Origin of the sequence: Holdemania sp. 1001302B_160321_E10 (genome assembly GCF_015552275.1) — a bacterium.
In the GTDB taxonomy this organism is placed as follows: Bacteria; Bacillota_I; Bacilli_A; order Erysipelotrichales; family Erysipelotrichaceae; genus Holdemania.
Genome location: NZ_JADNEM010000018.1, coordinates 1 through 25,362 on the forward strand (window position 1 = coordinate 1; position 25,362 = coordinate 25,362).

Sequence of the window (25,362 nt, forward strand, 5' to 3'; positions counted from 1 at the left end):
ACAGGGAGATACAAGATGACTATAACTCATTTGCACGAGTAAATGCAGTCCGCGTCTTTGCAAAAGTAAATGCAATTCCTTTTAGTCTTAAGGCTGCGTTTACTTTTTCAATTCACTTAAAAACTAACAATATCCGTAAAAACAGATGTTTTTTCAATATGGAATTGTTTTTTTCTTATTTTAATTTATAATGAATAGGATTGAAGAATTTTCGGCCATCGCACTTAGAAAAAAGGCTAAAATGAACCTCAGGTGCTGATCAAACAAGTAAGGGAGAAAAAAGATGAAGTCTAACTTTGCTTCCAGTAAAGCAACTGTGGCCAGTACGCTGGTTATTTGCGTCATTTCGATTATTTTTTCATTGAGTTGCATTTATTCCATACGGAACATGGAGGCCGCGGCTTCCCGCATTTATGATCATCCATATACAGTTTCCAATTCCTCCCGCGAAATGCGTTCGCGGCTTTTGGACATGAAACAGTTCATCAGTATTTTCCTGACGGACAGCTTCCATTCCATTGAAGAAACAGAAGACCTGCTGAACAGCCGGTATACGATGCAGCAGCAGTCGCTGGATCGGATTGCCGAAAATTATTTGGGGCCAGCGGCGGATACCGAACGCCTGCAGGAAAAAATGAACGCGCTGATCGAGGCGCAGGCGGTCTTGCTTCAACAGGTTCCCAACCTTACGAACGTTGAAATTAACGATTATTTGAATGAGAATATCTATCCGATTTACGATGAAGTCAGCGACACGCTGACAACGATTATCACGTTTGCCAATCAGAAAATTTTATCGCTTGAAAAAGAGATGAAAAGAACAAGTTCGCTGGCGATCATCACCGCGATCCTGCTTTCCCTTTTCATTATTGTATTAAGTATCAAAACGACGCGCAATCTCGAACGCCGCCGCGTTCATGACGTCGCCGATCGGGAAAAAATGTTCGATTTACTGTCCACGAACGTCGATGACGTCTTCTTTATTTATAGTTTAAAGGACAAGCTGATGGAATATATCAGTCCCAACTGCACGCGGATTCTGGGATTGGATGAGGAACAGTTGGAAGACTATGATAATTTTATGTCGCGGCTTTCGGAAACGGACAGCGCCGCACTCTATCAATTATTTCATTCCGGCGTTCTCCGCAGCCAGGCTGAGCTGAACCTCAAGCTGGAAGTCCATGGACAACGGGAGAGCTGGCTGTTATTAAAAGTTTATCCAATTTTAGTTGACGATCAGGTTGTACGGTATATTATCAGCATCAGCGATCAGACTGAGGCGCTTCTGGCGCAGCAGAATCTGCGCGACGCTCTGGCTCTGGCGCAGAAAGCCAACGATGCGAAAAAAGACTTTTTATCGCGGATGAGCCATGAAATTCGCACGCCGATGAATGCGATTATCGGGATGGCGACGATCGCCGCGGCGAACATTCAGGATCAGCGGCGGGTAGAGGATTGTCTGACAAAGATCGGGTTCTCTTCCAAACACCTCCTTTCGCTGATCAACGACGTGCTGGATATGTCAAAAATTGAAGAAGGCAAGCTGACGATCAGCCGCGAACCGTTTGAATTCCGTCAGCTGATTCAGTCCATAACCGCGATCATTGATTCTCAGGCTCGTTCCCGCAATCAGAATTTTGAAGCGACGGTCGTTGATTTCACTGAAGAAGTCATTATCGGCGACGCAATGCGTGTGAATCAGATTTTATTGAATCTGTTGTCCAACGCCGTCAAGTTCACGCCGGAAAATGGAAAGATTCGCCTGGAAGTCCGGCAGATCGGTTTCCGCAACAATCAGGTGCGCCTGCGCTTTACCGTCAGCGATACGGGGATCGGCATGAACGAGAAATTTTTACAGAAGCTCTATATGCCGTTTGAACAGGCGGATGGATCAATTTCGCAGCGGTTTGGCGGAACGGGATTGGGAATGTCGATCACGAAGAATCTGGTATCGCTTTTAGGCGGAACCATTCAGGTCTTCAGTAAAGAAAACGAAGGGACGACGTTTATCGTCGAGCTGGCGTTTGATCGGATGGAAGCTTCGGCGCACGTTTCTGAGACGCAGAAGCTGGAAACGCTGGGCGTTCTGGTTGTCGACGATGATCAGGACACCTGTATCCATACGTCGATCCTGTTGGAAAAAATGGGAATTCAGGCAAAGTGGGTTCTGACGGGCGAAGCCGCGGTGCAGGTCATTGCGGATGCGCATGGAACGGACGACGAATTTGACGTCTGCTTCATCGACTGGCAGATGCCGGATATGGACGGCATTGAAACGACACGCCAGATTCGCAAGCTTGTCGGGGCGGATACGTTGATTATCATCATTTCAGCTTATGATTGGAGTCCGATCGAACAGGCGGCCCGGGAAGCGGGAGCGAACGCGTTCATTTCCAAGCCGATGTTTGCCTCAACGATTTATAATACACTGATGGCGGTAACGCGCCGTCCGAATTTCGAGTCCGCACCGGCTCTGGACTTACCCAAGACAGTTACGCCGCATGATCTTTCCGGCCGGCGGGTCTTATTGGTTGAAGATAACGAATTGAATATGGAAATTGCGACGGAGATTTTAAGAATGGCAGATATGCAGGTGGAACATGCCCTCAATGGTCAGGATGCGGTGGATCAGATATTAAATTCTGAGGCGGATTACTTTGATCTGGTCCTGATGGATATCCAGATGCCGGTTATGAATGGCTATGAAGCGACTCAGGCTATCCGGAATTCGAATCATCCCAACGCTAAAACGCTGCCGATTCTGGCTATGACAGCGAATGCGTTTGTTGAGGATATCGCGCGGGCCAAGGAAGCGGGAATGAACGCCCACATTGCCAAGCCGATCGACGTCAGCCAGCTGTATACGACGCTGACGGAAATCCTGAATCAGGCATAAAGACAAGAATGAACCGCTGAATCGGGAAAAATCCGGCTGGTAATGTAATTCCGGGTGAATTGCGCTGTCTAATCCAAAGTAAAAGAACTTGACTACTTTCCAGTCAAGTTCTTTATTAATTTGTGCGCTCTTTTGCGCACCGGCGGGATCAGGCTTTGTTTTCAATTCCGGGAGAATCTGAACGAGAAGCTGAATAGCCGAAGATCACCGCCAAAGCGAAAGAGCAGCGCTTCTTAAGTGTCAATTAAGCGCGGGAACGGATCAGATTCAGGATCCAGACTAACCCGACGCCCCATAAAATATGGCCTAAACCGGCGATCCCGGCGATCATGGCGCCGACTGCCATTCCCTGCACTTCCATCCAACCGTGAACTAAGAACAAGGCGACAGTCCAGATCAGGCCGACGTTATAAACGATGAATGCCTTGCGGAAAGAAGCAGTTTCGGTGAAATCAATGAACTTGCTTAACAGCGCGACGATCAGGAAAAATAAGACGCCTAACAGAAACAGATGGCCATGAGCCAGCGACAGATAAGTCCGGCCTGTATAATTGAGCATCCGCGTAACTTCGCGGTAGAAGACGCCGGCGGCCATGGCGGCCAGGGCATAGATAAAAGCGGTATTGATCAGTTTTTTCATTCAATGAATTTCCTTTCTTTTTTATTGGTTTTGAGTTTGTTCAGCTGACGCCAGGACGACTTTTAGCCAGTCCCGCAGCGAAGCATAGCAGTAACCGCGGTTTTCCAGACAACCCAGCAGGCTGTAAAACAGGAAAGCTGCCCGCTCGTTGAGCTGATCGTCAGTTTCATCAGGAAAGCTGTTCTTGAGCGCTAAGGCCAACTGATGGGTCAGATGTTTCTGGGCGTGCAGTTCCCGGCTCTTGGCTTCTTCTAAAGCCGCAGGAGATAACCCGGAGGCGGCATGCAGAAATTCTGCCGAGAATTCGTCGACACTTTCCTTCATTGTGGAATAAAGCCAGTCCAGCTTGACTAAAACGTCGCCCTCGGGAAACGTCTTCTGGTGAAAACAATTTTGCCAGAACTGCTGGACCACGTCCAGAACCAGACTGTCTTTCGTCGGATAATAGTTATACAATGTGCCTAACGCGATATTGCATTCGCGGGCTAAATCACGCAGCTTTAATCCGCTTAAGCCGCCGGTGCGCGACAGCTCGATTGCTTTTTCGATTAAAGTCTGCCTTAAATTCGGCAAGAGTTTAGGCAAAGAAATCCTCCTTTCATGATATGAACTATGTTCATTATAGGAAGAAGAAGCCTGAAAGTCAACGCTGACGCTCAAAATGAACAAAAAAAGAAAGGGATGAAAAAGCCGTAAAAGTGTTGACAGAAGCGATCTTGACGACTATAATGAACAATGTTCATAAAAGGAGGGAAAGTTATGCAGGCTATTGTTGAAACTGTATTCGACATCGTTTATCTTTGTACGGTGATCACGCTCGGACTGATCATGATCCGCGCCGGGCGCGGGCATCGTCAGTATGTTTTGTTCGGCATCATGGCGGTGACCTTAGGCGCAGGGGATGCATTCCATCTTGTGCCCCGGGCGCTTGCGTTGTGTACGACGGGATTGGAAAATTATACGTTCGCGTTGGGAATTGGAAAATTCATCACGTCCATCACGATGACGATTTTCTATGTTTTATTGTATTATGTCTGGCGTCAGCGGTATCAGGTGAGGGGAAAGCAGGGACTGACCAGGATTGTCTATCTGTTGGCGGCGCTGCGGATCGCGCTGTGTCTGTTCCCGCAGAATGGCTGGACCAGCGCCAACGCTCCGCTATCCTGGGGAATTTACCGCAACATCCCATTCGCTTTACTGGGATTGTTGATCATCGTGTTGTTTTATCAAAGCACAAAGGAGCATCACGACGCGGCGTTTCGCTTCATGAGCCTGACGATCATTCTCAGTTTCGGCTTTTATATTCCGGTTGTGCTGTGGGCGGATACCCTTCCGTTAATTGGAATGTTGATGATTCCGAAGACCTGCGCTTATGTGTGGACGGTGTGGATTGGCTATTCCGCCATGCGCAAAGAGCTTCAGGCAAAATAAAGACGCAGCGCGTCTGAGAATACAAACAGCCGCGGTCTGGAGAAATCCGGCCGCGGCTGTTTTGATCGAATGAGATTTGGTTGGGCCGTTAAGAGTTAACGAAAATCCCGGCGGTATTCGTTATTGAAAATCGGCGAGGTGTTTTTCTAACCACCAGGCAACGCCGTCATCTTCATTGCTCAGTGTGTGCTGATCGGCAGACGCTGAGATTTCCCCAACGGCATTGGCCATCGCGACGCCGCAGCCCGCTTCTTGAAGCATTTCCAGATCGTTGTAATCATCCCCAAAGGCGACAACCTCGCTCAAATCCAGCCCCAGATGATCACATAGCGCCCGCAGCGCACTGCCTTTATTGACCTGATCTGCTGTAATGACAAAGATGTCCGGATTTTCGGTTAACGGAACGGCTTTCATGCCATAACTGGAAAAGTCAATCGCCTCAACTGCCGCGTGATTGGACGTTACGATGAAGATTTTCTGGATCTCATGCGTTTCAAAATGATCAAGATCCAGCCGCAGCGATTCGCCTTTGTTGATGTAATACTCGTTGGTCGTATACCCTTGCGTCGGATAGAACAGCGTAATATGCACCGGCTCGATTTTCCGGACAACTTGAATCAGATCGATTACTTTCTGATTGTCAATTTCCGTGCGGTGAATGACCTCGCCTTGATGATAGACGATCGAACCATTGGTGCAGATCATCGAACGGGCGTGAATCAGATCGGCATAGCGCTGAGTCCGTATGATCGCCCGGCCGGTCGCCACGACAATTTCCGTTTCCGGCGGCAGTTTAGCGAAGGCGTCTATGGTTTTTTGAGACAATGATTTATCTTCGTGAAGCAGCGTCTGGTCGAGATCGACGACGACACATTTGTATTTCATTAGAACAATCCCCCTTATAATCATTGAGTATAGCATTTCAAGCCTCAGGGAACAAGCGGCAAAAGGCGGTGTCATGCCCTAATCATGGTATAATGAATAAAACTGGAAATTTGCGGACAGGAGGGATATGTTCATGATTGAAATTCGTAAGGCAGAAGCGGAAGATCGGGAAGCCGTTGCCCGGCTGATCGAACAGCTGGAGGAAGCGCCGATGGATCGGGAAGTTTTTAACGGTGTTTATCTGGAAAATTTGAATAACCCGCAGATTGTGTATCTGACCGCGCTGTCAGAAGGAAAAATTCGCGGCTTTGTGAGCGTGCACGTGCAGAAGCTGCTTCATCACATAGCGCCGATCGCGGAGATTCAGGAGCTGGTCGTCGACGAACAAGCCCGCGGTCAGGGCCTGGGAAAGTTGTTATTCGGGAAGGCGAAAGAAATCGCGGCGCAGGCAGGCTGTCCGCAGCTGGAATGCGCGTGCAATCAACGCCGGACTTCCAGTCATGCCTTTTATAAAAAGCAGGGAATGACGTGCCGGCATTTTAAGTTTACGCTGCCGCTCAGACCGACCGATGTGAAAGCAATATCAGACCCGAGTGAGTCATCGGATTGTTCGTTGACACGGGCTGATCGTGAAAGATCAGCGTCATCCATGCGATAGAAAGAGGGGAAGAAACGATGCTTCAGGAGTTTTTCAGTCCTTCAGCGCAGGCGTTTTTGCGTTATGAGGAAAGGCCGGGAACCGGCCCGGCGCTGATTCTGATTCACGGAATTGGGTGTACCGGCGGCCTGGATTATTCCCAGGTGGCTTCCGCACCGGCCTTGCGGGGAAAACATTGCGTCCTGATCGATTTAATCGGCGCGGGCGAAAGTGAGAAACCGCGGGAGTTTACCTATACCGTCGCGGCTCATGCGCAGGTTCTGACCGAGCTGATCCGCGAGCGGTTCAGCGGTTCTGTAATTCTGTATGGTCACAGTCTCGGCGGGCCCATCGCATTAAGCGCCGCAGAAAACTGCCGTGCCCACGTCCGGGGCTTGATTCTCAGCGAAGCGAATCTCGATCCCAGTCCATCCGATCAGCCCAGCTACAAAACGGCGCAGTTCAGCGAAGCTGTATTTGTGGAAAAAGCCTATCCCCATCTGTTCGACACGGTAGGAAAACCCCATGGAATTCCGCCAACCTGGGCCCTCACGCTGCGGACCTGGCTGCCGGAAGCGATGCACCGGCTTTCCGTGGATGCGGTGCGGGGCGGAAAGCCGTCATGGCGGCAGCGTCTCTATGATCTGGATTGTCCGAAGACGTTTTTGTTCGGGGAGAAATCGCTGCCGGATCCGGATGTCGAGGAACTGGCTCATCATGGCATCAGCGTGCGCATTTTGTCCGGCGTCGGTCACAACATGGCGTATGAGGATCCATCGCTTCTGGCGCAGGCGCTGGCCGATTTTCTGATTCAGGTTGAAAGCGATTGAGAAAATGCGCCTTGACGATAAAAACAATAGGCATTATTGAAGATGACTCCACGATCAGCGATCGGATCGCGGACCTTTGACCGGCCACGCCTGTCAGGGGATCTGTGCTATTTGTCTGTGCCTGGTGAATCGGTGAGAATTTCCGGATGGGAATAGCATAAAGAAGAAAAAAGACTGGAACGTTTCGGTTTTTACCTTTCACGTTACAGTCTCTTTCTTTATTTTCAGCCTATAAACTGTTGTAATATTCGATAGCGAACTGAACCGCTTTTACCAGTCCGTTGGATGTTTTTGTCGCCCCGGCAACCGCATCGACGGAATCCGGCGCTTCCTGATTGTCGATCAGCTTCTGAATGAATTCTGAACCTTCCGCAGTTAACAGGCCGCCGACCGTATCGGTTTCCTGATCGTCACGGACTGTGATCGCCGTGATTTTTTTCGTGCTGTCATCGAAGCTGACATGCGTTTCAATTTCTCCGGCATAGCCCTGCGTCACGACTTCCACCGTAGTGACACCCTCCGCGGTGCTGTGATTGGTGACGCCTTCAAATAATTCGCCATGGATCGCCATGTAGACCATCCGCTGGAAATCGCCGACAAACGCGATGGTCGCGCCGGTGATCGTATCACGTTCCTCGATCGGCTCGCTCTGCTGGTTTACTGTTTTGAACATTTCATAGACGTCTTGAAGCGTCATGTTGTTAGCCAAGATGTAATCCGCGATCGCGTCGATCTGTTCGCCATAGCTGCGTCCGCCATGGAAGCCGGCGAAGGAAACACGCTTTGTGCCTTCCACAAACGCGCCGTCTTTATAGAGATCAAAAAGCGCAAGCAGATCCTTCAGCGGCGTATCCTCCGTCAGCTGAAGCTTGGCTTCGTTGGCCAGATATTGATAAATCATCAGCGAATCTTCCATGTTCAGCTGTTCGCCGGTGTAGTTGGTGATTGTCAGATCCTTAAACGTCGAAGCGTCGGTCAGATCCTTGCAGACGGCGGTGATCATGTACTGTCCGAATTTCGTTTCATAGCCGTTCATGCCCAGATTTGTCAGCTCAAAGCCATCGCCGGTTTTAGTCACAGCGGCGTCGGAGACGTTCATCTGATAGCCCATGATGTCTTTCTTGGAGTATTCTCCTTCCAGTCCCTTGTTGCGGATGATATCGAAGTTCAGTTCGGTGATGATGCCGTCGGTCGTTTTACCTTCAAAGATAAACGTGTCGTTTTTCGGCTTGCCGGCCGAGGTGGTGCCGACCATTTCATATTCGGCGGAAAAGCTTTCGACCACAGGAGCGGTAGATTCCTCTGGCGTCGGCGTTGGCGTATCCTCCTTCGGCGTTGAAGCGCAGGCTGTCAGGCCCATGGCCATGGCGCAGGCAGCCAGGATCGCGAGCAGTTTTTTCATTTCTTAAATCCTCCCTTTGTTTAACTTTTATCATATTTGAAAAATAAAAACAACTTGTTAGCGGATGAACGAACTATTCTGAAGCAGGAACATAAATTTCTGGTTTAAAAGCTTAAACCGCGGGACCATCGTTTCCAGAATTTGTGATGACTCTTTATCAACGGTTTGTCCAGGCGAAGCGGAAACGCAAGGATCAGGTGAAATTGATGAATTAAAAAAGATCCTGCACTTCAGGCAGGATCCAGGTAAAAGGGAGGGGATTATTGGCCGTGACTGATTTTAAGGAGAGAAGCAGTGAGAGGATGAGCAGGAAAATTGGAAATTATTCTGTCAGCGTGGTCGGATAGGAGGAAATTGCGCCTTTCTGCTGGATGCTGGCGGCGCAGAAAGCGGCGCTGGCCCGGAGGTAGCGGCGCAGCTGTTCTGGGGAACAGGCAGTCAGATCGCTGACCTGATCGCGGGCGCATTGATAAAGGAAGGAGCCGATAAAGCCATCCCCCGCCCCGGTCGTATCCAGCGCTTCTACGGATAAGGAAGGTTCGTAAATTTCCGCGCCGCGCGTCAGGGCATAAGCGCCCCGGCTGCCGCAGGTATACAGCACCAGCTGCGTCCGCTCGGTAAACAGGAACGCCTTCGCTTTTTGCAGATCCGTCGTTCCGGTGATGAATTCCAGCTCTTCGTCGGATATCTTGATGATCTCCGCCTGCGGCAGAAATTCCCGCACCGCTTTTTGACAGGCTTGGGCATCGGGCCACAAGGGCAGGCGGATGTTCGGATCGAAGCTGATCAGCGCGCCTTGTTCGCGAGCCATCGCGATGGCCTGCCTGTGAGCCTGGCGCATTGGAAAATCGCCCAGGCTGACGCTGCAGAAATGCAGGAAGCCGCAATTCTGGAAGCCTTCTTTCCGGAGCTGGTCCGGCCGCATCAACATGTCTGCGCCGGGTTTGCGGTAGAAGCTGAATTCCCGGTTGCCATCCGCTTGCAGAGCGACGAAGGCCAGCGAGGTGTTGGCCGCGGATGTCCGCTCGATCATCGTCGTATCGACGCCATAAGACGCTAATTCGCTGACGATTTTATCGCCGAAGCCGTCCTGGCCCAGCTGCGTGATCATCGCACTGGTTCCGCCCAGGCGGGCAAACGCGCCGCAGACGTTGCACGGCGCTCCGCCGACATGCGGCTCAAACGACGCCACGTCCTGAAGCCGGCCGGTCTGGGCGGGGATGAAGTCGATCAGCGCTTCGCCGATCGCAATCAGTTTTTTCATTCGGAATCCCTGCTTTCTATTTCAATTCGCGGCGCCTGATACAGCGTAAAGTCACAGCTGGCGGCGACATTGCGGACGGAACCTTCAAAGAAACAGCGCGAGGTCAGGCTGACATCGCCGTCATTGATGAAAATTTCAACACTGGAGACGTCCATATACAATTCCAGACTGTCCAGTTTGTCCAGCTCGACATGCCGCTGAGTCCGGCCGCAGCCGCATTGCGAACAATCCAGCGTCAGTAAGCCGTTTTCATAAACAAGTTTCAGGCCGTCGATCGTTAAGGTCAGCGCCCCATGCGGGCAAGCTTTTAAAACGAAGGTCTCCGGCGCCTTCGTCTGCCTGACGGTTTTGGTCAGAGCTGGCCCGGCCTGCAGCTCTTCAATGACCCGCTGCTTCAGCCGGCCGTCTTCAAAGCGCAGCTCGCGCGGTAAGGTCAGCGCATGCATCCAGGTTTTTGTCGGTATCGTATAGTCCGTGTCCGGCAAGCCCATCCAGCCGATCAGAATCCGCCGGCCGCGAGGATCCAGAAACGTCTGCGGCGCGTAGAAATCGAAACCGTGATCGAGCGTGCGGTATGTTCGTGCTTCATCGCCATGGAGGATGAAATAGCCGTTGTCGTAAACATTTTCATAGTGATAACCCTGACGCTCTAGCCCCTGCGGACAACAGAGCAGCACATCGGCTTGATCAAAATGAAGCAGATCCGGGCATTCCCACATATAGCCCATCTTCGCGGCGGAACGCAGCACGGCATCCAGCCGCCATCGTTGTAAATCACGGCTGCGGTAAAGCAGGGCGCAGCCTTCGTCGTCCAGCGTGCGCGCCCCCAGAATCATTTCATAGCCGTCGGCGGTTGGATTGACCTTCGGATCGCGGACATGGCACGAGCAGAAATCCGGATAATCGGCGTTGGTCAGCACGACCTGTTTCTGATCAAAGCGCAGCCCGTCTTGACTGACGGCGTGGATTGTATTGTGCTGGCGGCCGGAGCGGATGTAATCGTGATCGCCCGGTTCCTTGACGTTGCCGGTGTAGAAGAGGTGCAGCTGCCCGTCCAGCGAAAGCGCGCTGCCGGAATAAGCGCCGTGCGATTCAAAGCGTTCCACCGGTTTGACCGCCAGACCGCAGTCGGTGTAATGGCGGAAATCGATCGTTGTGAAGTGTCCCCAGCACTTGCGGCAGCCGCCGGTCAGGCTGTCAGGATCCGCTTGATAATAGATCTGGATTTTCCCGTCATGGACGCACAGCCCGTTGGGATCGTTCAGCCATCCCCGCCGGGGCGACAGATGATAAGTTAAGCGGTAATCGGTCATTGTTTGTCTCCTAAGGTGATGATCGGCTGGGCTTGCGCTGCTTCACCCTCAAAGGTCCAGTGAAACGGTGTCGGCGCGGTGAAGATGCAGCAGATTTCCGTCGAACAGCCCTCGTCTTCGATCTGTTTCAGATTCATGATTGCCAACGGTTCCCCGGCGCGGACGTTCTGGCCTTCCTGAACGAGAATCGTGAACGGTTCGCCGTTTAAGCTGACGGTATTGATGCCCATGTGGATCAACATCTCCACGCCGTCCTCGTTGACCAGTCCGATTGCGTGTTTGGTCGGAAAGATGAATTTCACGGTGCCGTTGATCGGTGCGCAGACTTCTCCGCAGGTTGGGAAAACCACGAAGCCGTCGCCCATCAGCTTTTCACTGAATGTCCCATCAGTGGACTGCTCGATCGGTTTTACCATACCGGCAGCCGGTGCTAAGAGCGTCTGGTTGTCCACCGCGGGAAGCGCGTTCCGTTTGTCTGTCTGCGGTTTTGTATTTCCAGTTGGGTTCTGTTGCTTTTTCGTGAAGACCAGCGTCAGGATGAAGGCGGTGACCATGCTTAACGCCAGCCCGATCGCAAAGTGCAGCCAGTCGGCCGGACGGATTGAGATGAAGCCCGGCAGGCCCGCGGCGCCCAGCGCGACGGCTAAGACATGGTGGAAGGCGACGTAGGCCGAACCCACAGCGGAACCGATGATCGCCGCGTAAAACGGCGTTTTCAGCTTCAGGTTGACGCCGAACATTGCCGGTTCGGTGATCCCCAGCAGCGCGCTGATTCCGGAAGCCGAACACAGACTTTTCAGCTTGGAATCTTTAGTTGTTGCCAGAACAGCCAGCACGGCCGCACCCTGCGCAACGTTGTTCATGGAGGCGGTGACAAAGATGAAGCTGCCGCCGGTGACTGCGGTTTCCGCCAACAGCTGCGTTTCAATCGCGATGAAGCTGTGGTGCATGCCGGTTAAAACGATCGGAGCGTAGAACAAACCGAACAAACCGCCGCCGATGAAGCCCAGCGAATGATACAGCCACGAAATCCCGAAGGCCAACAGGTTGCCGGCGGTGCGCATGATTGGTCCGACCGCAAGGAAGGTGACAAAGCCGCAGACGAGAATTGAAATTAGCGGCGTCGTCAGATTATCCAGCCAGCTCGGTGTGATTTTATGCAGCGAGGTTTCCAGTTTGGCGAGGAAGAACGACATCACCAGAACCGGCAGCACCGTGCCCTGGTAGCCGACCGCTTCGATCGACAAACCAAACAGATTCCATGTCGGAACGAGCGCGCCGGTACCATAGCTGTACGCGTTCATCAGTTCCGGATGAACCATGATCATGCCCAGGACTGCGCCCAGGTAAGGATTGCCGCCGAATTTCTTCGTTGCGCTGAAACCGATCAGCACCGGCAGAAAAGTAAAGGCGGCGTTGGAAAACAGGTTGATCATGGCCGCCAGATCAGCGAACTGCGGAGCCAGCTCGATTAAGGTTTTTCCACTGACAAATAAGCCTTCGGCGGTGAAGATATTGTTGATGCCCATCAACAGGCCGCCGGCGACAATCGCCGGAATGATCGGTACGAAGATATCGCTGAGCATCTTGATGAAGCGGTTGATCACGCTGCCCCCGGCTTCCGCTTTGGGCTGCGGCTGGACAGGCTGGCTGCCGGTCAGCTTCAGGACTTCGTCACAGACCTGATTGACGGTGCCGGAACCGAAGATGATCTGAAACTGCCCTTTGGCGTTGAAGACGCCCTTGACGCCTTCAATTTCGGCGATCGTGTCGGCGTCGATTTTGGATTCGTCCAGGCAGGTTAAACGCAGCCGGGTCGCGCAGTGCATGACGTTGCTCAGGTTTTCCCGGCCGCCGACGGCGGCGACGATCTGAGCGGCGATGGATGGATAATTCATAGTTTCTTCCTCCTTGTGGTACCGTTCCCATAATTAATATAGACCTGTCATTCGGAAATGTCAACAGGAAATATGGGAACGGTACCATATTTTTTAATAATCGTTTATTTTTATCGTTTTCCCTTTCTTTCAACTTGGCTTTTCTCCCATTTTCGGCGTTGATTTTTTTATCATGATCTGAAGGACGGTGAAAAAAAGCGGGCTGTGCCCTTCATAGCGACAGGGGAAAACAAAAAAGCGCTATCGGTCGATAACGCTTTCGCCTTCGATTAAAGTATACCCGATCTTAACGGATTCCACCGGATTGCCCGCGATCAGTTCGAGAATCAGCTCGGCGGCGGTGCGGCCTTCCAGCTCATAGTCGAAACGCACCGTGGTTAACGCCGGAGTCAGGACTTCAGAGACATCGTAGCCGCCAAAACCGACTAACGATACATCCTGCGGAATCCGCAGCCCTGCGCTGTGCAGTTCCTTAAATGCGGCCAGCGCCAGATTGTCCGTTGCGCAGATCAGACAGTCCGGGCGGTGCGTTTTGAGGTATTCCCGCACAACCTGACGGGAGGTCGCAAAACTGAAATCGGTTTCCAGAAAATCAATCCGGGAAAGTCCGGTTTCCTGTAAGCCGTCCAGAATTCCCTGCTTGCGCGTGATCCCGACGGCCTTATCCGTTTCGCTGACGCCCAGCAGGCAGACCGCTTGATGATGAGTCTGTCCGATCCGCAGTCCAACCTCGCGGCCGGCTTCGTAATCGTTCAGTGTGATCGTGACGACGTCCGCCATTTCCTGCGCCAGCACGATCACCGGCAGGCGCAGCTTATGGATGATCCGTTCATGTTCCGGCGTGATCTGCGTGGCTAACAAAATAATTCCCTCGACGTTCATCCGGCTGAAGCTTTCCAGACTCGACAGCTCGCGGATTTCATTGTGATTTGTGTTGATCAGCAGCGGCGTATAACCCGATAAGCGCAGCTGCTCGTCCAATGCCGTCAGCACCCGCGCACTGGTGCGGGAATCAATCGAGGGCGTGATCACCCCGATCTGATAGGAATGCCGGGCTTTCAGCGTCTTCGCTACGGAATTGGGCTGATAGTGATATTCCCGGCAGACCGCTTCAATCCGCAGCCGCGTTTCTTCTTTGACATAACCGCCGTTAAAGTAGCGGGATACTGTGCTTTTGCCTACGCCCGCAAACTCGGCGATTTCCTTCATCGTTATTTTCGTCATTCTGTCGTCTTCCTTTATGCGTTTCATCATAGCATAACCGCCGGGCCGGATTCAAGGCATGTGGGTTAAACCTGCGGCGAAGAGCCGATCTATATTGATCAATTTCTAAACTGAGGGCAAAGGTATGATCGTCTTGTTTTCAAGCGGCATAAGGGTAAAAATGTGATGCTGCATCAGAATCGAAGGGAAAATCAGGGTTTTGTCATTTCGCCCTGGATTCACACTTCCCCTTCACTTTGCAGCGTCGTGACTAATTCTGGGTGTCTTAGCGGACGTCTTTTCCTTGTTGCCTGTTCGCTGAAGCGTATAGAAAGTTTTGGCGCCTGTTTGCGGTTTAAAAGATAAAAAAACGGGAAGAAGCTCAGAACAGAAGAAAAGCGGGTTCGGGTTGCCATGGGAAGCAAGTGGACGGAAGCGGCCTGTGCAGGCAGGGGAGCATCGCCATGGGAAAGAATAAAAAAGGACTCGATCCGCAGAGAGTCTTGCTTGACAATGCAGGATAAATTGGCTATTCTACCATTGTTAGAATAACCTAACATATTTTTTAAACTTGTAACCGATTACAATGGAAAATGATGTTTCCGACCTCTGTTTTTTTATTCTCAAACACGGTAAAATAAAACGGTCTTGTCCCCTGCGACAGGAAATCTTACAAACAGTTATAGGAGGATACTATGGAAGACTGCTACAAGGGATTTGTTGAAGGCGTCTGGTCCCGCGAGATCAACGTCCGCGACTTCATCCAGAAGAACTACACCCCGTATGACGGCGACGATTCGTTTCTGGCGGGGCCGACGGAAGCCACGCTGAAACTGTGGGATCAGGTCATGGAGCTGAGCCGCCAGGAGCGCGAAGCCGGCGGCGTCCTGGATATGGATACCAAGATCATCTCGACGATTACTTCCCACGGCCCGGGTTATCTGAACAAGGATCTGGAAAAGATCGTCGGCTTTCAGACCGACAAACCGTTCAAGCGTTCCCTGCAGCCTTACGGCGGCATCCGCATGGCGCAGAAAGCCTGCTCGGACAACGGCTATGAAGTCGACCCGGAGATTGTCGATTTCTTCACCGTCCACCGCAAAACTCACAATGCGGGCGTGTTCGACGCCTATACCCCGGAGATGCGGGCCTGCCGTTCCAGCCATGTTATCACCGGTCTGCCGGATGCTTACGGCCGCGGCCGGATTGTCGGCGACTATCGCCGGATTGCGCTGTATGGCGTTGATCGTCTGATTGAAGACAAGCAGCATCAGAAGGATTCGACGCGCGTCATCATGTATTCCAACGTCATCCGTGAACGGGAGGAACTGTCGGAACAGATCCGCGCGTTACAGGAGCTGAAAAAACTCGGTGAAATCTACGGCTATGATATTTCCCGGCCGGCCAAGGATACCAGGGAAGCGATCCAGTGGCTGTATTTCGGCTATCTGGCGGCCGTTAAGGAACAAAACGGCGCGGCGATGTCGCTGGGCCGGACCTCGACCTTCATTGATATCTACGCTCAGCGCGACCTGGACAACGGCGTTTACACCGAGGAAGAAATCCAGGAATTCATTGATCATTTCATCATGAAGCTGCGGCTGGTCAAGTTTGCCCGTACCCCGGAATACAACGAACTGTTCTCCGGCGATCCGACCTGGGTCACGGAATCGATCGGCGGCGTCGGCATCGACGGCCGGCATCTGGTCACCAAGTCTTCCTTCCGTTACCTCCATACCTTAAAGAATCTGGGCACCGCGCCGGAACCGAACCTGACGGTGCTGTGGTCGACGCGGCTGCCGCAGAACTTCAAGCGATTCTGTGCCAAGACCTCGATCGAGTCCTCGTCCATCCAGTATGAAAACGACGATCTGATGCGCGTTACCCATGGCGACGATTACACGATCGCCTGCTGCGTCTCCTCGATGCGCATCGGCAAGGAAATGCAGTTCTTCGGCGCCCGCGCGAATCTGGCGAAGTGCCTGTTGTACGCGATCAACGGCGGCGTCGATGAAATTTCCGGCAAGCAGGTCGGACCGGAATACCGGCCGATCACTTCGGAATATCTGGATTACGACGAAGTTATGCACAAATACAAGCAGATGATGAAGTGGCTGGCGCAGGTCTATGTTAACGCGCTGAACATCATCCATTATATGCACGATAAATATTGTTACGAAAAGCTGCAGATGGCGCTGCATGACAAGGACGTCAAGCGCTGGTTTGCCACCGGCATCGCGGGTCTGTCCGTCGTTGCCGATTCACTCTCCGCGATCAAATATGCCAAGGTCAAGGCGATCCGGGATGAACGCGGCATCGTCGTTGATTATGAAGTTGAGGGCGACTTCCCGAAATACGGCAATGACGACGAACGCGTCGATGCGATTGCCAGCGAGATCGTCCACACCTTCATGACCTACATCAAGGGCAACCACACCTACCGCGGCGGTATTCCGACGACCTCGATCTTAACGATCACCTCCAACGTCGTCTATGGCAAGAACACCGGTTCCACGCCGGACGGCCGCAAGAAGGGCGAACCGTTCGCACCGGGCGCCAATCCGATGCACAAGCGCGACAGCCACGGCGCCGTTGCTTCGCTGGCTTCGGTTTCCAAGCTGCCGTTTGCGGATGCGCAGGACGGTATCTCCAACACCTTCTCGATCATTCCCAACGCGCTGGGTAAGGAGATCGTCACCAGCGGCGATCTGGAAGTCGAGCTGGAGCTGGATGAAATTGAAAGCAACGAATAAACGATGAAGCAGGAACAGCTGATCGACGATTTGATCGCGCAGCTGGACCAGTCCTTCGCCGCCGGCGTGGGCCATGTCAACGTCAGCGTCGAGGGATCGACGGTTCAGCTGGAGAAGATCGACAAAAATGAAGAAAGCCTGGTCAAAGAAGTGGAAACGCTGGGCTGTCTGGATTGTGAAAAACAGAATCTCGCGTGCAAGACCCCGACGTTAATGGAGGGGCTGGACCGGAACGAAGAATAAAGGAGGAAACGAATATGAGTACGATGGATCAACAGATCGACAACCTGGTATCGCTTTTGGACGGTTATGCCGAAAAGGGCGGACATCATCTGAACGTCAACGTTTTCAACCGGGAAACGCTGCTGGACGCTCAGGCGCATCCGGAAAAATATCCGCAGCTGACCGTGCGCGTCAGCGGTTATGCGGTCAACTTCAACAAGCTGACGAAGGCGCAGCAGGACGAAGTCATTTCGCGGACCTTCCACGAACAGATTTAACGGCGTATGAGCGAAGGCCGGATTCATTCGCTGGAAAGCTTCGGCACCGTCGACGGGCCGGGCGTCCGGCTGGTTGTGTTTGTCCAGGGCTGTCCGATGCGCTGCCGGTATTGTCATAATCCTGATACCTGGCGGTGCGAGGGTGGTCAAATGATGAGCGCAGCGGAAATTCTTCGGACATACAAACGCAACGAAGCGTTTTACCGCGGCGGCGGAATCACGGTGAGCGGCGGGGAACCGCTGGGACAGAAGGAATTTGTCAGGGAGCTGTTTGCGGCGGCGAAGCAGGCTGGAATTCACACGTGTCTGGATACGTCGGGGATTTTATTTGATCCGTCCCATCCGGAAGCGTTCGATTCTCTGCTTGAGGTCACGGATCTGGTGCTGCTGGACATCAAGCAGATCGATCCGGCTCAGCACCGCTGGCTGACCGGACAGGACAATGAGCGGATTCTGGCGTTCGCCAGGTATTTGAATGCGAAGCAGGTTCCGGTCTGGATCCGGCACGTCTATGTCAACGCGTCCCTGAACCCGCCTGAGCAGTTATTCGCGCTGGGTGAGTTTTTAGGCACGCTGCACAATGTGAAAGCGGTCGACGTTCTGCCTTATCATACGATGGGCAAAGTCAAGTATGAGCAGCTGGGGCTGGCCTACCCGCTGGAAGGGATTCCGCAGGCGACGATGGACCAGGCCCGCCAGGCCCGCTCAACCATTCTTCAAGGCATGCGAAAAGCGCGGCGTCAGACTGTGTCCTGATAGGAACAATCTGAAAGCTGACTGGCATAAAAAAACACGCTGATGGAATTTCTGACTTCGGAGATTCTATGCAGCGTTGTTTTTGTGTGAGTCCGGCGAAGATCAGCATGAGATTTTCGCGGTTTAATCCCTGATCAGATACGCAAACCCGATGCAGGCAATTTCGGCGGTTAGTCCTGTGCGGTATAAATTGTTTTTCCAAACGTATAAGCGGTGTCCAGATAGCCGGTATCCTCAATGTGCTTCGGATCCCCGCAGCCCCCGCAGCCGCCGGCCAGGACATGACCTTTGTCATGCCAGCCCAGATAATTTGAAATCACGTGCTGATAATAGGATAACGCCTGCTCGAAGGTCCACCAGTTGTCATCCGCCGCGCTCATCAGTAAAGCACAGTCCAGATCCGGGTATTTTCATACCGGCCGAACGGCGGATTCGGATCTTCGCTGCAGGTCGCGTACAACCGTTCCAGAACATTTTTGATGACACCGGTCAACGTCCAGTAACGCAGCGCTGAAGCGAAGACGACAAGATCGGTGTTTTTGATCGCTTCATAAATTTCTGTCATGTCGTCCTGCTGCACGCAGCCTTTGCCATACCGGCATTGATCACACCCCAGACAACAGCGGATATCCCGGCTGCCAAGAAAAATCGAAGTGACTTCGTGACCTTGCGAAGCGGCGCCCTGGGCAAAACTGTCGGCCAGCTTCACCGTGTTTCCTTCCGGCGAAGCACCGATTAAAATCAAAATCCGTCGTGATGGGACATCTGTAAACGAGCCGATTTCCTGCGCCGCACAACCAGGCAGGATACTCATTGTCGCAACGCCGCAGGTGCCGACGGCTGCACTTTTAAGAAAAGTTCTTCGAGACATAATTCCCATGATTATTCTCCTCCTTGTTTCTCATCATAAAGTCTGGAATAACTCGAGAGTCAAGGATTTTCTGGAAATTTATTGAACTTCGGCCGGAATCCAGAGTTCATATCTGCGAGTTTGTTTTCCCTGGTCATAGTCCAGGCTTAATACCCGGCAGATCCAATCTCCTTTTAATTGAATCTGCATCTGCCTGAGCTGCGTCAGTAACGGAAGCAGGTCTGAGGATTGAATGACGGCCTCTGTTTGAATGATCGTTCTAAGACATTTTTGATCCGGCAGACTGCGAATCGGATTCTGAGTTTGAAATCCATGCCGGGCTGCCGCCTCCGCTGTGACAATAAAACCAAAATCGAAATCACTTCTCTGCGCTTCAAGGAGATCGACAGGAGCGAGAACGGCGCAGGTAAATAAGTTCCGGTATTGCATGACCGGCTGATAGAGCGGACTGAAAATCATCGCTTCATTCAATTCGTCATGATGGCTGTAACAAAAGAAATAACTGAGTGGCGTATCAATCCAATCCCATCGCATCAGCATTGATGGAAAAAGCGCGCGGGCTTGCTTATAGCCGCTCAATTTATTTAGGGCCAGCTGTGTATCCTCTAATTGATGCCGGAGCGCTTGTTCCCGTTCTTCCAGCAGCCGACTCATTTCGGTTTCCGTCAGGGTATGCATCAGGATTTCGACTTCCCGGATTGTAAAACCCAATGCTGTCCAGTTCGCGCAGTCGTAGAGCCGGCGGATTTCACTGGCGGAATATTCTCGGTAGCGGCTTTCCGGATCCCGCGGCGGATTGATAATCCCTTTCTTTTCATAAAAACGGATCGCGTCGGGACTCATATTCAGAAGCTTGGCAATGACATTGATTTTAACAGGCTGAGTCATCAGATCATCCACCCTGTCTTTCATTTTAACATTGAATATCCTTTTTGCGGGAATTAAGATTATGGAATAAGCAGCTATGGTTAAGCTTTCCCAGATTAGTAATTAAACGAAAGAGAAGGCAGAGAACGAGCAAAAAGCTGTGTTATTTCTATTACGCAAAAGGGAAGATTCCCGCTTCAGAAAAAGATGAAAGAAAGGATCATGAAGGAAAGAAAAACATTGATGGCTCATTTTTGAAAAAGGGATTCATTTTATTCGCTTTCTTGTGCGTTTGGCAAAATTGTAGATTGTCATTCGTCTCAAAAAGCATTCTGTGCAAACTTTCGCGGCGTGATCTTCTTTCTTCACACGGGAAAAGTGCGGCTTGGGTTCGATTGCTTGTCAGGCTGAATATAAAAGAAAAGAGCGATCCGAATGGAGGCTCTTTTCGTTATTGATTGGTTATTTTAAGGCTTCGGCGATCGCTTCCGCGGCCAGTTTGCCGGAGGTCAGCGCCCAGCCGTTGTTGGCGCCGGATGGGGAATCGTCGCCCATGACGCCGCCGACGGTTTCCCCCGCCGCGTACAGCCCCGGAATAACCGTGTCGGAAGTATTCTTCACTTCCAAATTTGTCGTCACAACCAGACCGCCCATGGTTGTCGCAAAGCGCGGTTTCTGTTCGACCAAATAATACGGGCCTTCACCGATCTCTTTTGTCAGATACTCGGCAGCGCGGCCAAATTCTTCATCCTTGCCGTTTTGCACAAAGGTGTTGTACGTCTTGACGGTATTTTCCAGCGCTTGAGCGTCCATGCCGACGATTCCGGCCAGTTCCGCCAAAGAATCCGCATGCGCGAAGACTGGCGTCGTCTTGCCGTTATTGTCCAGCCAGCCGTTGATATCGCCTTCGGAGATTCCGCCGGTAGCCAGCTTGCTTTTAAAGAGATCGAAGGTGGAGGCGTCCATCAACAGGTATAACATGCCGTCCGTCTGCTTCAATTCGGTTTCCAGAATCGTCCGGTTCGACGCTTTTTCATTGACGACGCGCTGACCTTCCTTGTTGATCAGAATTGCGCTTTCGCTGAAGGCCGCGATGTTGCCGGCGATCGTGGACTTCGCGATGCCTTCGGAGACTTCGATGCCGTTGGGATAACGTTTGCCGTATTCCATCAATCGGGTTGCCGCGTTAACGTTTTCCGCCGTGGCCATCACGATGCCGTCGCCCGTGGAGGACGCCGGTCCATAATACAGCGCGCTTTTCATCTCGTCATTTAACAGATCCTTGTTATTGCCATAACCGCCGGTCGCTAACAGCACGGCTTTGGCGTTGATCGTATACTCTGTTTTCTCATCCGCCGCTTTGACCCCGACAACTGCGCCGGTCTGGTCAATGATCAGCTCGCTGGCGCGTGTACTCAACAGAACTTCCGCGCCGCTGGCTTCGACGGCTTCCCGCAGCACTTTCGCGGCTCCCGCGCCGCCGCCTTCATACGCTAATTCGCGGTCGTGCGAATATTCCGCCAGCTTGTGCAGTCCGCCGTCCAGATCAAAGTTCAGCTTAACACTGTCATGCAGCCAGTCGGTCGTTGCGCCGACATTCTCTGCGTACAGCTGGATCAGTTCCCCAACGTTCAGGTTTGCGCCGTTGGCCATGAAATCCTCAACCATGCTTTCGACTGAATCGTCGCTCACGCCGGCCTGCTTCTGCAGGTCGCTGCCCATCACGACCTGATTGCCGCCGCTGATCGAAATCGCGCCGCCCATAAACGACATCTTTTCCACCAAGACGACGTTTAAGCCTGATTCTTCAGCCCGGATTGTCGCAGCCATGCCCGCTGCGCCGCCTCCGACAACGACCAGATCGGTATCCAAGGTTTTGGCTTCTTTTTCTGCCGCCGTTTTGTTTCCGGCCGTCTTCAAGGCTTCCACATCGCCTCCAGCCTGCGTGACGCAGTCTTCCACCGCGGCTAAAATCGCTTCGCTGGTATGCGTGGCGCCGGATACGACGTCGACCGCCAAGGTCTGTCCGTCAACGATCGCCTGCGGAATCGAGGTCAGCGGCGCGGATGCGATCGCTTCGGTTTCCTGCTGATTTTTGACGACGACGCTGCTGATCGCGTCGGCGGTGAAGGTGACTTCCAGTTCTACCGGGCCGTTATTGCCCTGGGCGGAAGCCGTGTAGGTTCCCGCTTTGTACTGCCCGGATGCCGGTTCTTCGTTCTTCGGCGTTCCGGAACACGCCGCTAACGAGAATGCAAGCAGACAGGCGGCCAGCGCTTTGCCGGTCTTGATTGTCCAATTCTTTTTCATTGCTTTTCTTTCCTCCTGAGTTGCCTTTTTATTGTAAGCATATCAATTTTGTGAATAAAGAAATAAAATAGAAAATATTCATAGCTGGAAGCTATAAATTTAAGTATAATAAAGAAAAAGAGGAATTCGTTATGAACCTGAATCAGCTGATTTATTTTGAAACGCTGGCTCAGCTTGAACATGTAAGCCGGGCCAGTGAAAAACTGAATATCGCTCAGCCCAGTCTGTCCAAAGCGATCGCCAATCTGGAACAGGAGTTAGGCGTCGATTTGTTTGAGAAACAAGGCCGCAACGTCGTGCTGACCCGGCAGGGGAAGCTTTATCTGGACTATGTTCAGAAAGCGCTCAAAAGTCTGGAGGAAGGGCGCTCTGCTTTACAGCGGATGCAGTCGGAGCTGAATCTGCGGATTGATATCGGGTTTGTGTCTTCTTTACAGGCGCGGATGATGCCGCAGCTGTTGGCAGACTATCGCCAGGCGACCGGTTCGCAGACGCGCTTTGCCTGTTATGAAGGAACGACGGTCACCTTGTTGGAACAGCTGGAGGAAGGAACATTGGATCTGGCTTTGGGCTCTGAGCCCCGGGATCCCGTACGGTTTGGATCGGATCCGGTGTTCCGTCAGGAGCTGGTCGTGCTGACGCCGAAAACAGCGCGCTGGCAGGGCGTTTCATCTTTATCGTTAGAGCAGGTTGCGGCGCAGCCGCTGATCCTGCATACCCGCAATACCGGGATGCGGAAGATTGTGCTCGATTTGTTTGAGGAAGCAGACTTAAAACCGGAGGTGGCTGAAGAAGCAACGGAAGAAAGCATGATCGCTTCACTGGTCGCGATGGATCTGGGAATCGCGATCGTGTCGCTGTCGCCCGCCGTGCAGCTGCCGACGGTGAATATCCTGCGGCTGGATCATCCGAAAAATTACCGGTATATCCATTTGATTTATTTGCGTCATCATTATTTAAGTCCGGCGGTCCGGCATTTTCAGAACTATGTCCTGAAGTGGGCGCAGACTCCTGCCGCTGCCTGAGACAGGCTGTTTTAAAATCGGTTCACGCGGCTGATTCTTTTGATCGGCCGTTTTTTTATGGATGACAGACCGGCGGTAGTCTTTGAAACCGGAAGATTCTGGATTGTACAGAAGTTGGATATTCCTGCTAAAATGACCGTAATAAAAGTGTAAGAGTCGGGTTGTTCGGATAATGGTAAAATAAAGGTGAAACCGGAAGACCGGTTTGGAATAAAACGTCGGCTTGCAAGCTGCGCAGCGAAGATGTGATATGTTCAGGAATTTATGACGATCAATCCGTTTTACGGAAAAGCCGCGGGGCAGATCGGAAAACGTTCAATTAGAAGGTAGGGATGGCTATGGCGCAACCTTGGAAACGACTGTACTGCTTTCTCATAACCGGACTTCTGCTTTTAGGCGGCTGCGCTCCGGCGATGAGGAAAGCGATGCAGAATGAGGAAAATAAACCGGGTGAGGAAGTTTTGAAGCGGCCGGAAGAAGAGAATTTAAGCTTAACGGAACAGGCGCGCGTGTATCCGATTGAACTGACGCCGGGGCGGATCTGGCTGGTGAACCGCGATGGCGAAACGGTCGGCGCGCAGTCCCAATCAGCATTGATTTACGATCAGCTGACACGCCAGCCGCAATACAAAGTAAAAACGAGGCGGTATCTGGACGGGGAAACGGACGAATATGGGCAGCCTGTTTATACCAACCAGTCGGCGTTGTTCTCGCTGGAGGATGAGTGTCTGGCTGATTGGGATGATGTGATTTACGAGGGCGGCGCCGGCCGTCTGGTCATTCGGCGCGACTACGCCGACGAATTTGATTCGATGATGGATCTTCCGGAAACCTACCGGACTGCGCTGGTGGACGGCGTGACGCAGACGGTGGTGCAGGAGGCGATCTTTCAGCTGAAAGCGATTGACGAGGAACATCTGATCGCGCTGGACAAAGACCGCCGGCTGTTGGGCGTCGTCGATCGTGAAGGCCGGGCGGTATCGGGATTTCCGGCCGCAGAAACGTATTATGATCCGGAAGCGGCGTTGGGACGGATTGTCGCCAGCTCGGTCAGCTTTCTGGACAATGAGGCGCGCCGGACCGATACGCTGCTGGACGTCAACCTGAATCCGCTGTTCAGCGCGCCGCGCATCAATATGGTTTATAAGGGGCTGCATGGTCCGTATTTTATTACCTATCAGAAAAACCGGACTGAAATCATCAGCGCGGATACGCTCAAACCGGTCTATGTCGTCGATCCGGAACAGGAGTTTACGTATTTTGACGGCGAAGTGCTGATCGTCTATGGTGAAAACGCGCAGACCGGCGAAGAAACCATGCGCCTGCTTGATGTGGATGGCAACGAACTGTTTTGCGCCGAAGATCTGATCAGCGCCCAGCCGCAGTCGTCGAAGGCCCGGGCCGAACAGTTTCTGGCGGTCGAAGCGGAAACCGCGATGGTGATCGACCGGAACGGGCAGGTCTTAAAGTCTCAGACGATTCCAGGATTGTCAGGATTGTATTGCGATCGGGAAGGTTTTTATTTCTACGAGGCTTATAATCCGGAAGGCAAGATCCGGACAGGGATGCTCGATGCAACTCTGCAGATCGTAATCCCGGCCGAAACTTATGAAACGCTGGCGATCGCAACGCTGCAGGACTATCTGATCGAACCGATGGATTATTTATTGGCATCGCGCAGCGTTAAGAACGCGGAGCTGACGGATATTCTGGATTTAAACGGAAATGTGATCTTTGCCGGGGCGAGTCGGATTTTCAGCCGTGGGCAGGATCGCTTCGCCGTCTTGCGGGGTGAGGAAGCCGGTCTGATCAACGGGCAGGGCGAGTGGCTTGTAAAGCGGTCGGTTTACAGTCTGGGTTGGGATGATTAAGGAGGAATGC

The 25,362-nt window shown here is 52.4% G+C and carries 22 protein-coding genes and 1 pseudogene; 11 read left to right on the forward strand and 12 right to left on the reverse strand.

Features of this window, described 5'->3' with window-relative positions; genetic code table 11:
- Positions 1 to 191, forward strand: a 191-nt coding sequence (locus tag I2D94_RS18325; RefSeq protein WP_229056867.1) for a hypothetical protein, incomplete at its 5' end; no start/stop codon positions are given.
- Positions 192 to 283: 92 nt separating this feature from the next.
- The gene (locus I2D94_RS11525) at positions 284 to 2,896 is read left to right on the forward strand and encodes a response regulator (protein ID WP_072684636.1); all 2,613 of its coding nucleotides are present in this window, start codon (positions 284 to 286) and stop codon (positions 2,894 to 2,896) included.
- A 244-nt stretch (positions 2,897 to 3,140) separates the two neighbouring features.
- Here I2D94_RS11525 and I2D94_RS11530 read toward each other — a convergent pair whose 3' ends face one another.
- Positions 3,141 to 3,536, reverse strand: coding sequence for a DUF2871 domain-containing protein (locus I2D94_RS11530; RefSeq protein ID WP_072684637.1), 396 nt, complete (start codon positions 3,534 to 3,536; stop codon positions 3,141 to 3,143).
- 21 nt (positions 3,537 to 3,557) lie between these two features.
- Complete coding sequence (locus I2D94_RS11535) at positions 3,558 to 4,121, reverse strand: TetR/AcrR family transcriptional regulator (protein ID WP_159432795.1); 564 nt, start codon at positions 4,119 to 4,121, stop codon at positions 3,558 to 3,560.
- Positions 4,122 to 4,295: 174 nt separating this feature from the next.
- On the opposite strand from I2D94_RS11535, the gene I2D94_RS11540 reads away from it, so the two are divergent.
- Entirely contained in the window at positions 4,296 to 4,967 is a 672-nt protein-coding gene (locus I2D94_RS11540) for a hypothetical protein (protein ID WP_072684639.1), read from the forward strand.
- 120 nt (positions 4,968 to 5,087) lie between these two features.
- Here the strand turns inward: I2D94_RS11540 and I2D94_RS11545 are convergent, their stop codons facing one another.
- Positions 5,088 to 5,852, reverse strand: a complete 765-nt coding sequence (locus I2D94_RS11545; protein WP_072684640.1) for an HAD family hydrolase — start codon at positions 5,850 to 5,852, stop codon at positions 5,088 to 5,090.
- 133 nt (positions 5,853 to 5,985) lie between these two features.
- On the opposite strand from I2D94_RS11545, the gene I2D94_RS11550 reads away from it, so the two are divergent.
- Positions 5,986 to 6,510, forward strand: a complete 525-nt coding sequence (locus tag I2D94_RS11550; protein ID WP_072684641.1) for a GNAT family N-acetyltransferase — start codon at positions 5,986 to 5,988, stop codon at positions 6,508 to 6,510.
- 17 nt (positions 6,511 to 6,527) lie between these two features.
- Positions 6,528 to 7,319: an alpha/beta fold hydrolase gene (locus I2D94_RS11555; RefSeq protein ID WP_072684642.1), complete on the forward strand. Its 792-nt coding sequence runs from the start codon at positions 6,528 to 6,530 to the stop codon at positions 7,317 to 7,319.
- Between the two features lie 229 nt (positions 7,320 to 7,548).
- Here I2D94_RS11555 and I2D94_RS11560 read toward each other — a convergent pair whose 3' ends face one another.
- The 5 genes from I2D94_RS11560 to I2D94_RS11580 form a co-directional block, all read right to left on the reverse strand.
- Entirely contained in the window at positions 7,549 to 8,721 is a 1,173-nt protein-coding gene (locus tag I2D94_RS11560) for an FMN-binding protein (RefSeq protein WP_072684643.1), read from the reverse strand.
- Between the two features lie 322 nt (positions 8,722 to 9,043).
- Positions 9,044 to 9,985, reverse strand: coding sequence for a carbohydrate kinase (locus tag I2D94_RS11565; RefSeq protein ID WP_195396998.1), 942 nt, complete (start codon positions 9,983 to 9,985; stop codon positions 9,044 to 9,046).
- Positions 9,982 to 11,298: a glycoside hydrolase family 32 protein gene (locus I2D94_RS11570; protein ID WP_195396999.1), complete on the reverse strand. Its 1,317-nt coding sequence runs from the start codon at positions 11,296 to 11,298 to the stop codon at positions 9,982 to 9,984. Before I2D94_RS11570 ends, I2D94_RS11565 begins: the two co-directional genes overlap by 4 nt.
- Complete coding sequence (locus I2D94_RS11575) at positions 11,295 to 13,196, reverse strand: sucrose-specific PTS transporter subunit IIBC (protein WP_072684646.1); 1,902 nt, start codon at positions 13,194 to 13,196, stop codon at positions 11,295 to 11,297. Before I2D94_RS11575 ends, I2D94_RS11570 begins: the two co-directional genes overlap by 4 nt.
- Positions 13,197 to 13,436: 240 nt before the next feature.
- Positions 13,437 to 14,420 carry a LacI family DNA-binding transcriptional regulator gene (locus I2D94_RS11580; RefSeq protein ID WP_072684647.1) on the reverse strand — a complete coding sequence of 328 codons (984 nt, stop codon included), beginning with the start codon at positions 14,418 to 14,420 and terminating at the stop codon, positions 13,437 to 13,439.
- 674 nt (positions 14,421 to 15,094) lie between these two features.
- Between I2D94_RS11580 and pflB the strand changes: the two genes are divergently transcribed.
- The 4 genes and pseudogenes from pflB to pflA all read left to right on the forward strand — a co-directional run bounded on the left by pflB (position 15,095) and on the right by pflA (position 18,408).
- Positions 15,095 to 17,152, forward strand: a complete 2,058-nt coding sequence (gene pflB / locus I2D94_RS11585) for a formate C-acetyltransferase (protein WP_195397000.1) — start codon at positions 15,095 to 15,097, stop codon at positions 17,150 to 17,152.
- A 3-nt stretch (positions 17,153 to 17,155) separates the two neighbouring features.
- A complete protein-coding gene (locus I2D94_RS11590) occupies positions 17,156 to 17,395 on the forward strand; it encodes a hypothetical protein (protein ID WP_072684649.1) in 240 nt (79 codons plus the stop codon).
- A gap of 26 nt (positions 17,396 to 17,421) precedes the next feature.
- Positions 17,422 to 17,652 (forward strand): annotated as a pseudogene (grcA3, locus tag I2D94_RS11595) (autonomous glycyl radical cofactor GrcA3); the annotation flags it as partial.
- 6 nt (positions 17,653 to 17,658) lie between these two features.
- Positions 17,659 to 18,408: a pyruvate formate-lyase-activating protein gene (gene pflA / locus I2D94_RS11600; protein WP_195397001.1), complete on the forward strand. Its 750-nt coding sequence runs from the start codon at positions 17,659 to 17,661 to the stop codon at positions 18,406 to 18,408.
- Between the two features lie 170 nt (positions 18,409 to 18,578).
- Here pflA and I2D94_RS18330 read toward each other — a convergent pair whose 3' ends face one another.
- The 4 genes from I2D94_RS18330 to I2D94_RS11620 all read right to left on the reverse strand — a co-directional run bounded on the left by I2D94_RS18330 (position 18,579) and on the right by I2D94_RS11620 (position 22,456).
- Positions 18,579 to 18,788 (reverse strand): hypothetical protein, encoded by a 210-nt coding sequence (locus tag I2D94_RS18330; RefSeq protein WP_229056868.1) that lies wholly within the window; start codon positions 18,786 to 18,788, stop codon positions 18,579 to 18,581.
- Positions 18,788 to 19,288: a flavodoxin family protein gene (locus I2D94_RS18335; protein WP_229056869.1), complete on the reverse strand. Its 501-nt coding sequence runs from the start codon at positions 19,286 to 19,288 to the stop codon at positions 18,788 to 18,790. Before I2D94_RS18335 ends, I2D94_RS18330 begins: the two co-directional genes overlap by 1 nt.
- A gap of 69 nt (positions 19,289 to 19,357) precedes the next feature.
- Positions 19,358 to 20,167 (reverse strand): MerR family transcriptional regulator, encoded by an 810-nt coding sequence (locus tag I2D94_RS11615; RefSeq protein ID WP_195397002.1) that lies wholly within the window; start codon positions 20,165 to 20,167, stop codon positions 19,358 to 19,360.
- 441 nt (positions 20,168 to 20,608) lie between these two features.
- On the reverse strand, positions 20,609 to 22,456 hold the full coding sequence (locus I2D94_RS11620; protein WP_195397004.1) for an FAD-dependent oxidoreductase: 1,848 nt from the start codon (positions 22,454 to 22,456) through the stop codon (positions 20,609 to 20,611).
- A 131-nt stretch (positions 22,457 to 22,587) separates the two neighbouring features.
- Here I2D94_RS11620 and I2D94_RS11625 point away from each other — a divergent pair, with 131 nt between their 5' ends.
- Both I2D94_RS11625 and I2D94_RS11630 read left to right on the forward strand, forming a co-directional pair.
- Entirely contained in the window at positions 22,588 to 23,481 is an 894-nt protein-coding gene (locus I2D94_RS11625; RefSeq protein WP_195397005.1) for a LysR family transcriptional regulator, read from the forward strand.
- 332 nt (positions 23,482 to 23,813) lie between these two features.
- Positions 23,814 to 25,352: a hypothetical protein gene (locus I2D94_RS11630; RefSeq protein ID WP_139248615.1), complete on the forward strand. Its 1,539-nt coding sequence runs from the start codon at positions 23,814 to 23,816 to the stop codon at positions 25,350 to 25,352.
- Positions 25,353 to 25,362 lie beyond the last annotated feature (10 nt).

Excerpts from the sequence above, each read along its gene's own strand:
- pflB (WP_195397000.1), top strand. The coding sequence starts at position 15,095 with ATGGAAGACTGCTACAAGGGATTTGTTGAAGGCGTCTGGTCCCGCGAG.
- I2D94_RS11570 (WP_195396999.1), bottom strand. The coding sequence starts at position 11,298 with ATGACCGATTACCGCTTAACTTATCATCTGTCGCCCCGGCGGGGATGG.
- I2D94_RS11575 (WP_072684646.1), bottom strand. The coding sequence starts at position 13,196 with ATGAATTATCCATCCATCGCCGCTCAGATCGTCGCCGCCGTCGGCGGC.
- I2D94_RS11625 (WP_195397005.1), top strand. The coding sequence starts at position 22,588 with ATGAACCTGAATCAGCTGATTTATTTTGAAACGCTGGCTCAGCTTGAA.
- I2D94_RS11545 (WP_072684640.1), bottom strand. The coding sequence starts at position 5,852 with ATGAAATACAAATGTGTCGTCGTCGATCTCGACCAGACGCTGCTTCAC.
- I2D94_RS11540 (WP_072684639.1), top strand. The coding sequence starts at position 4,296 with ATGCAGGCTATTGTTGAAACTGTATTCGACATCGTTTATCTTTGTACG.
- I2D94_RS11615 (WP_195397002.1), bottom strand. The coding sequence starts at position 20,167 with ATGACTCAGCCTGTTAAAATCAATGTCATTGCCAAGCTTCTGAATATG.
- I2D94_RS11555 (WP_072684642.1), top strand. The coding sequence starts at position 6,528 with ATGCTTCAGGAGTTTTTCAGTCCTTCAGCGCAGGCGTTTTTGCGTTAT.
- I2D94_RS11530 (WP_072684637.1), bottom strand. The coding sequence starts at position 3,536 with ATGAAAAAACTGATCAATACCGCTTTTATCTATGCCCTGGCCGCCATG.
- I2D94_RS11580 (WP_072684647.1), bottom strand. The coding sequence starts at position 14,420 with ATGACGAAAATAACGATGAAGGAAATCGCCGAGTTTGCGGGCGTAGGC.
- I2D94_RS11565 (WP_195396998.1), bottom strand. The coding sequence starts at position 9,985 with ATGAAAAAACTGATTGCGATCGGCGAAGCGCTGATCGACTTCATCCCC.
- I2D94_RS18330 (WP_229056868.1), bottom strand. The coding sequence starts at position 18,788 with ATGAGCGCGGCGGATGACAACTGGTGGACCTTCGAGCAGGCGTTATCC.
- I2D94_RS18335 (WP_229056869.1), bottom strand. The coding sequence starts at position 19,288 with ATGGGAATTATGTCTCGAAGAACTTTTCTTAAAAGTGCAGCCGTCGGC.
- I2D94_RS11630 (WP_139248615.1), top strand. The coding sequence starts at position 23,814 with ATGGCTATGGCGCAACCTTGGAAACGACTGTACTGCTTTCTCATAACC.
- I2D94_RS11620 (WP_195397004.1), bottom strand. The coding sequence starts at position 22,456 with ATGAAAAAGAATTGGACAATCAAGACCGGCAAAGCGCTGGCCGCCTGT.
- pflA (WP_195397001.1), top strand. The coding sequence starts at position 17,659 with ATGAGCGAAGGCCGGATTCATTCGCTGGAAAGCTTCGGCACCGTCGAC.
- I2D94_RS11560 (WP_072684643.1), bottom strand. The coding sequence starts at position 8,721 with ATGAAAAAACTGCTCGCGATCCTGGCTGCCTGCGCCATGGCCATGGGC.
- I2D94_RS11590 (WP_072684649.1), top strand. The coding sequence starts at position 17,156 with ATGAAGCAGGAACAGCTGATCGACGATTTGATCGCGCAGCTGGACCAG.
- I2D94_RS11550 (WP_072684641.1), top strand. The coding sequence starts at position 5,986 with ATGATTGAAATTCGTAAGGCAGAAGCGGAAGATCGGGAAGCCGTTGCC.
- I2D94_RS11525 (WP_072684636.1), top strand. The coding sequence starts at position 284 with ATGAAGTCTAACTTTGCTTCCAGTAAAGCAACTGTGGCCAGTACGCTG.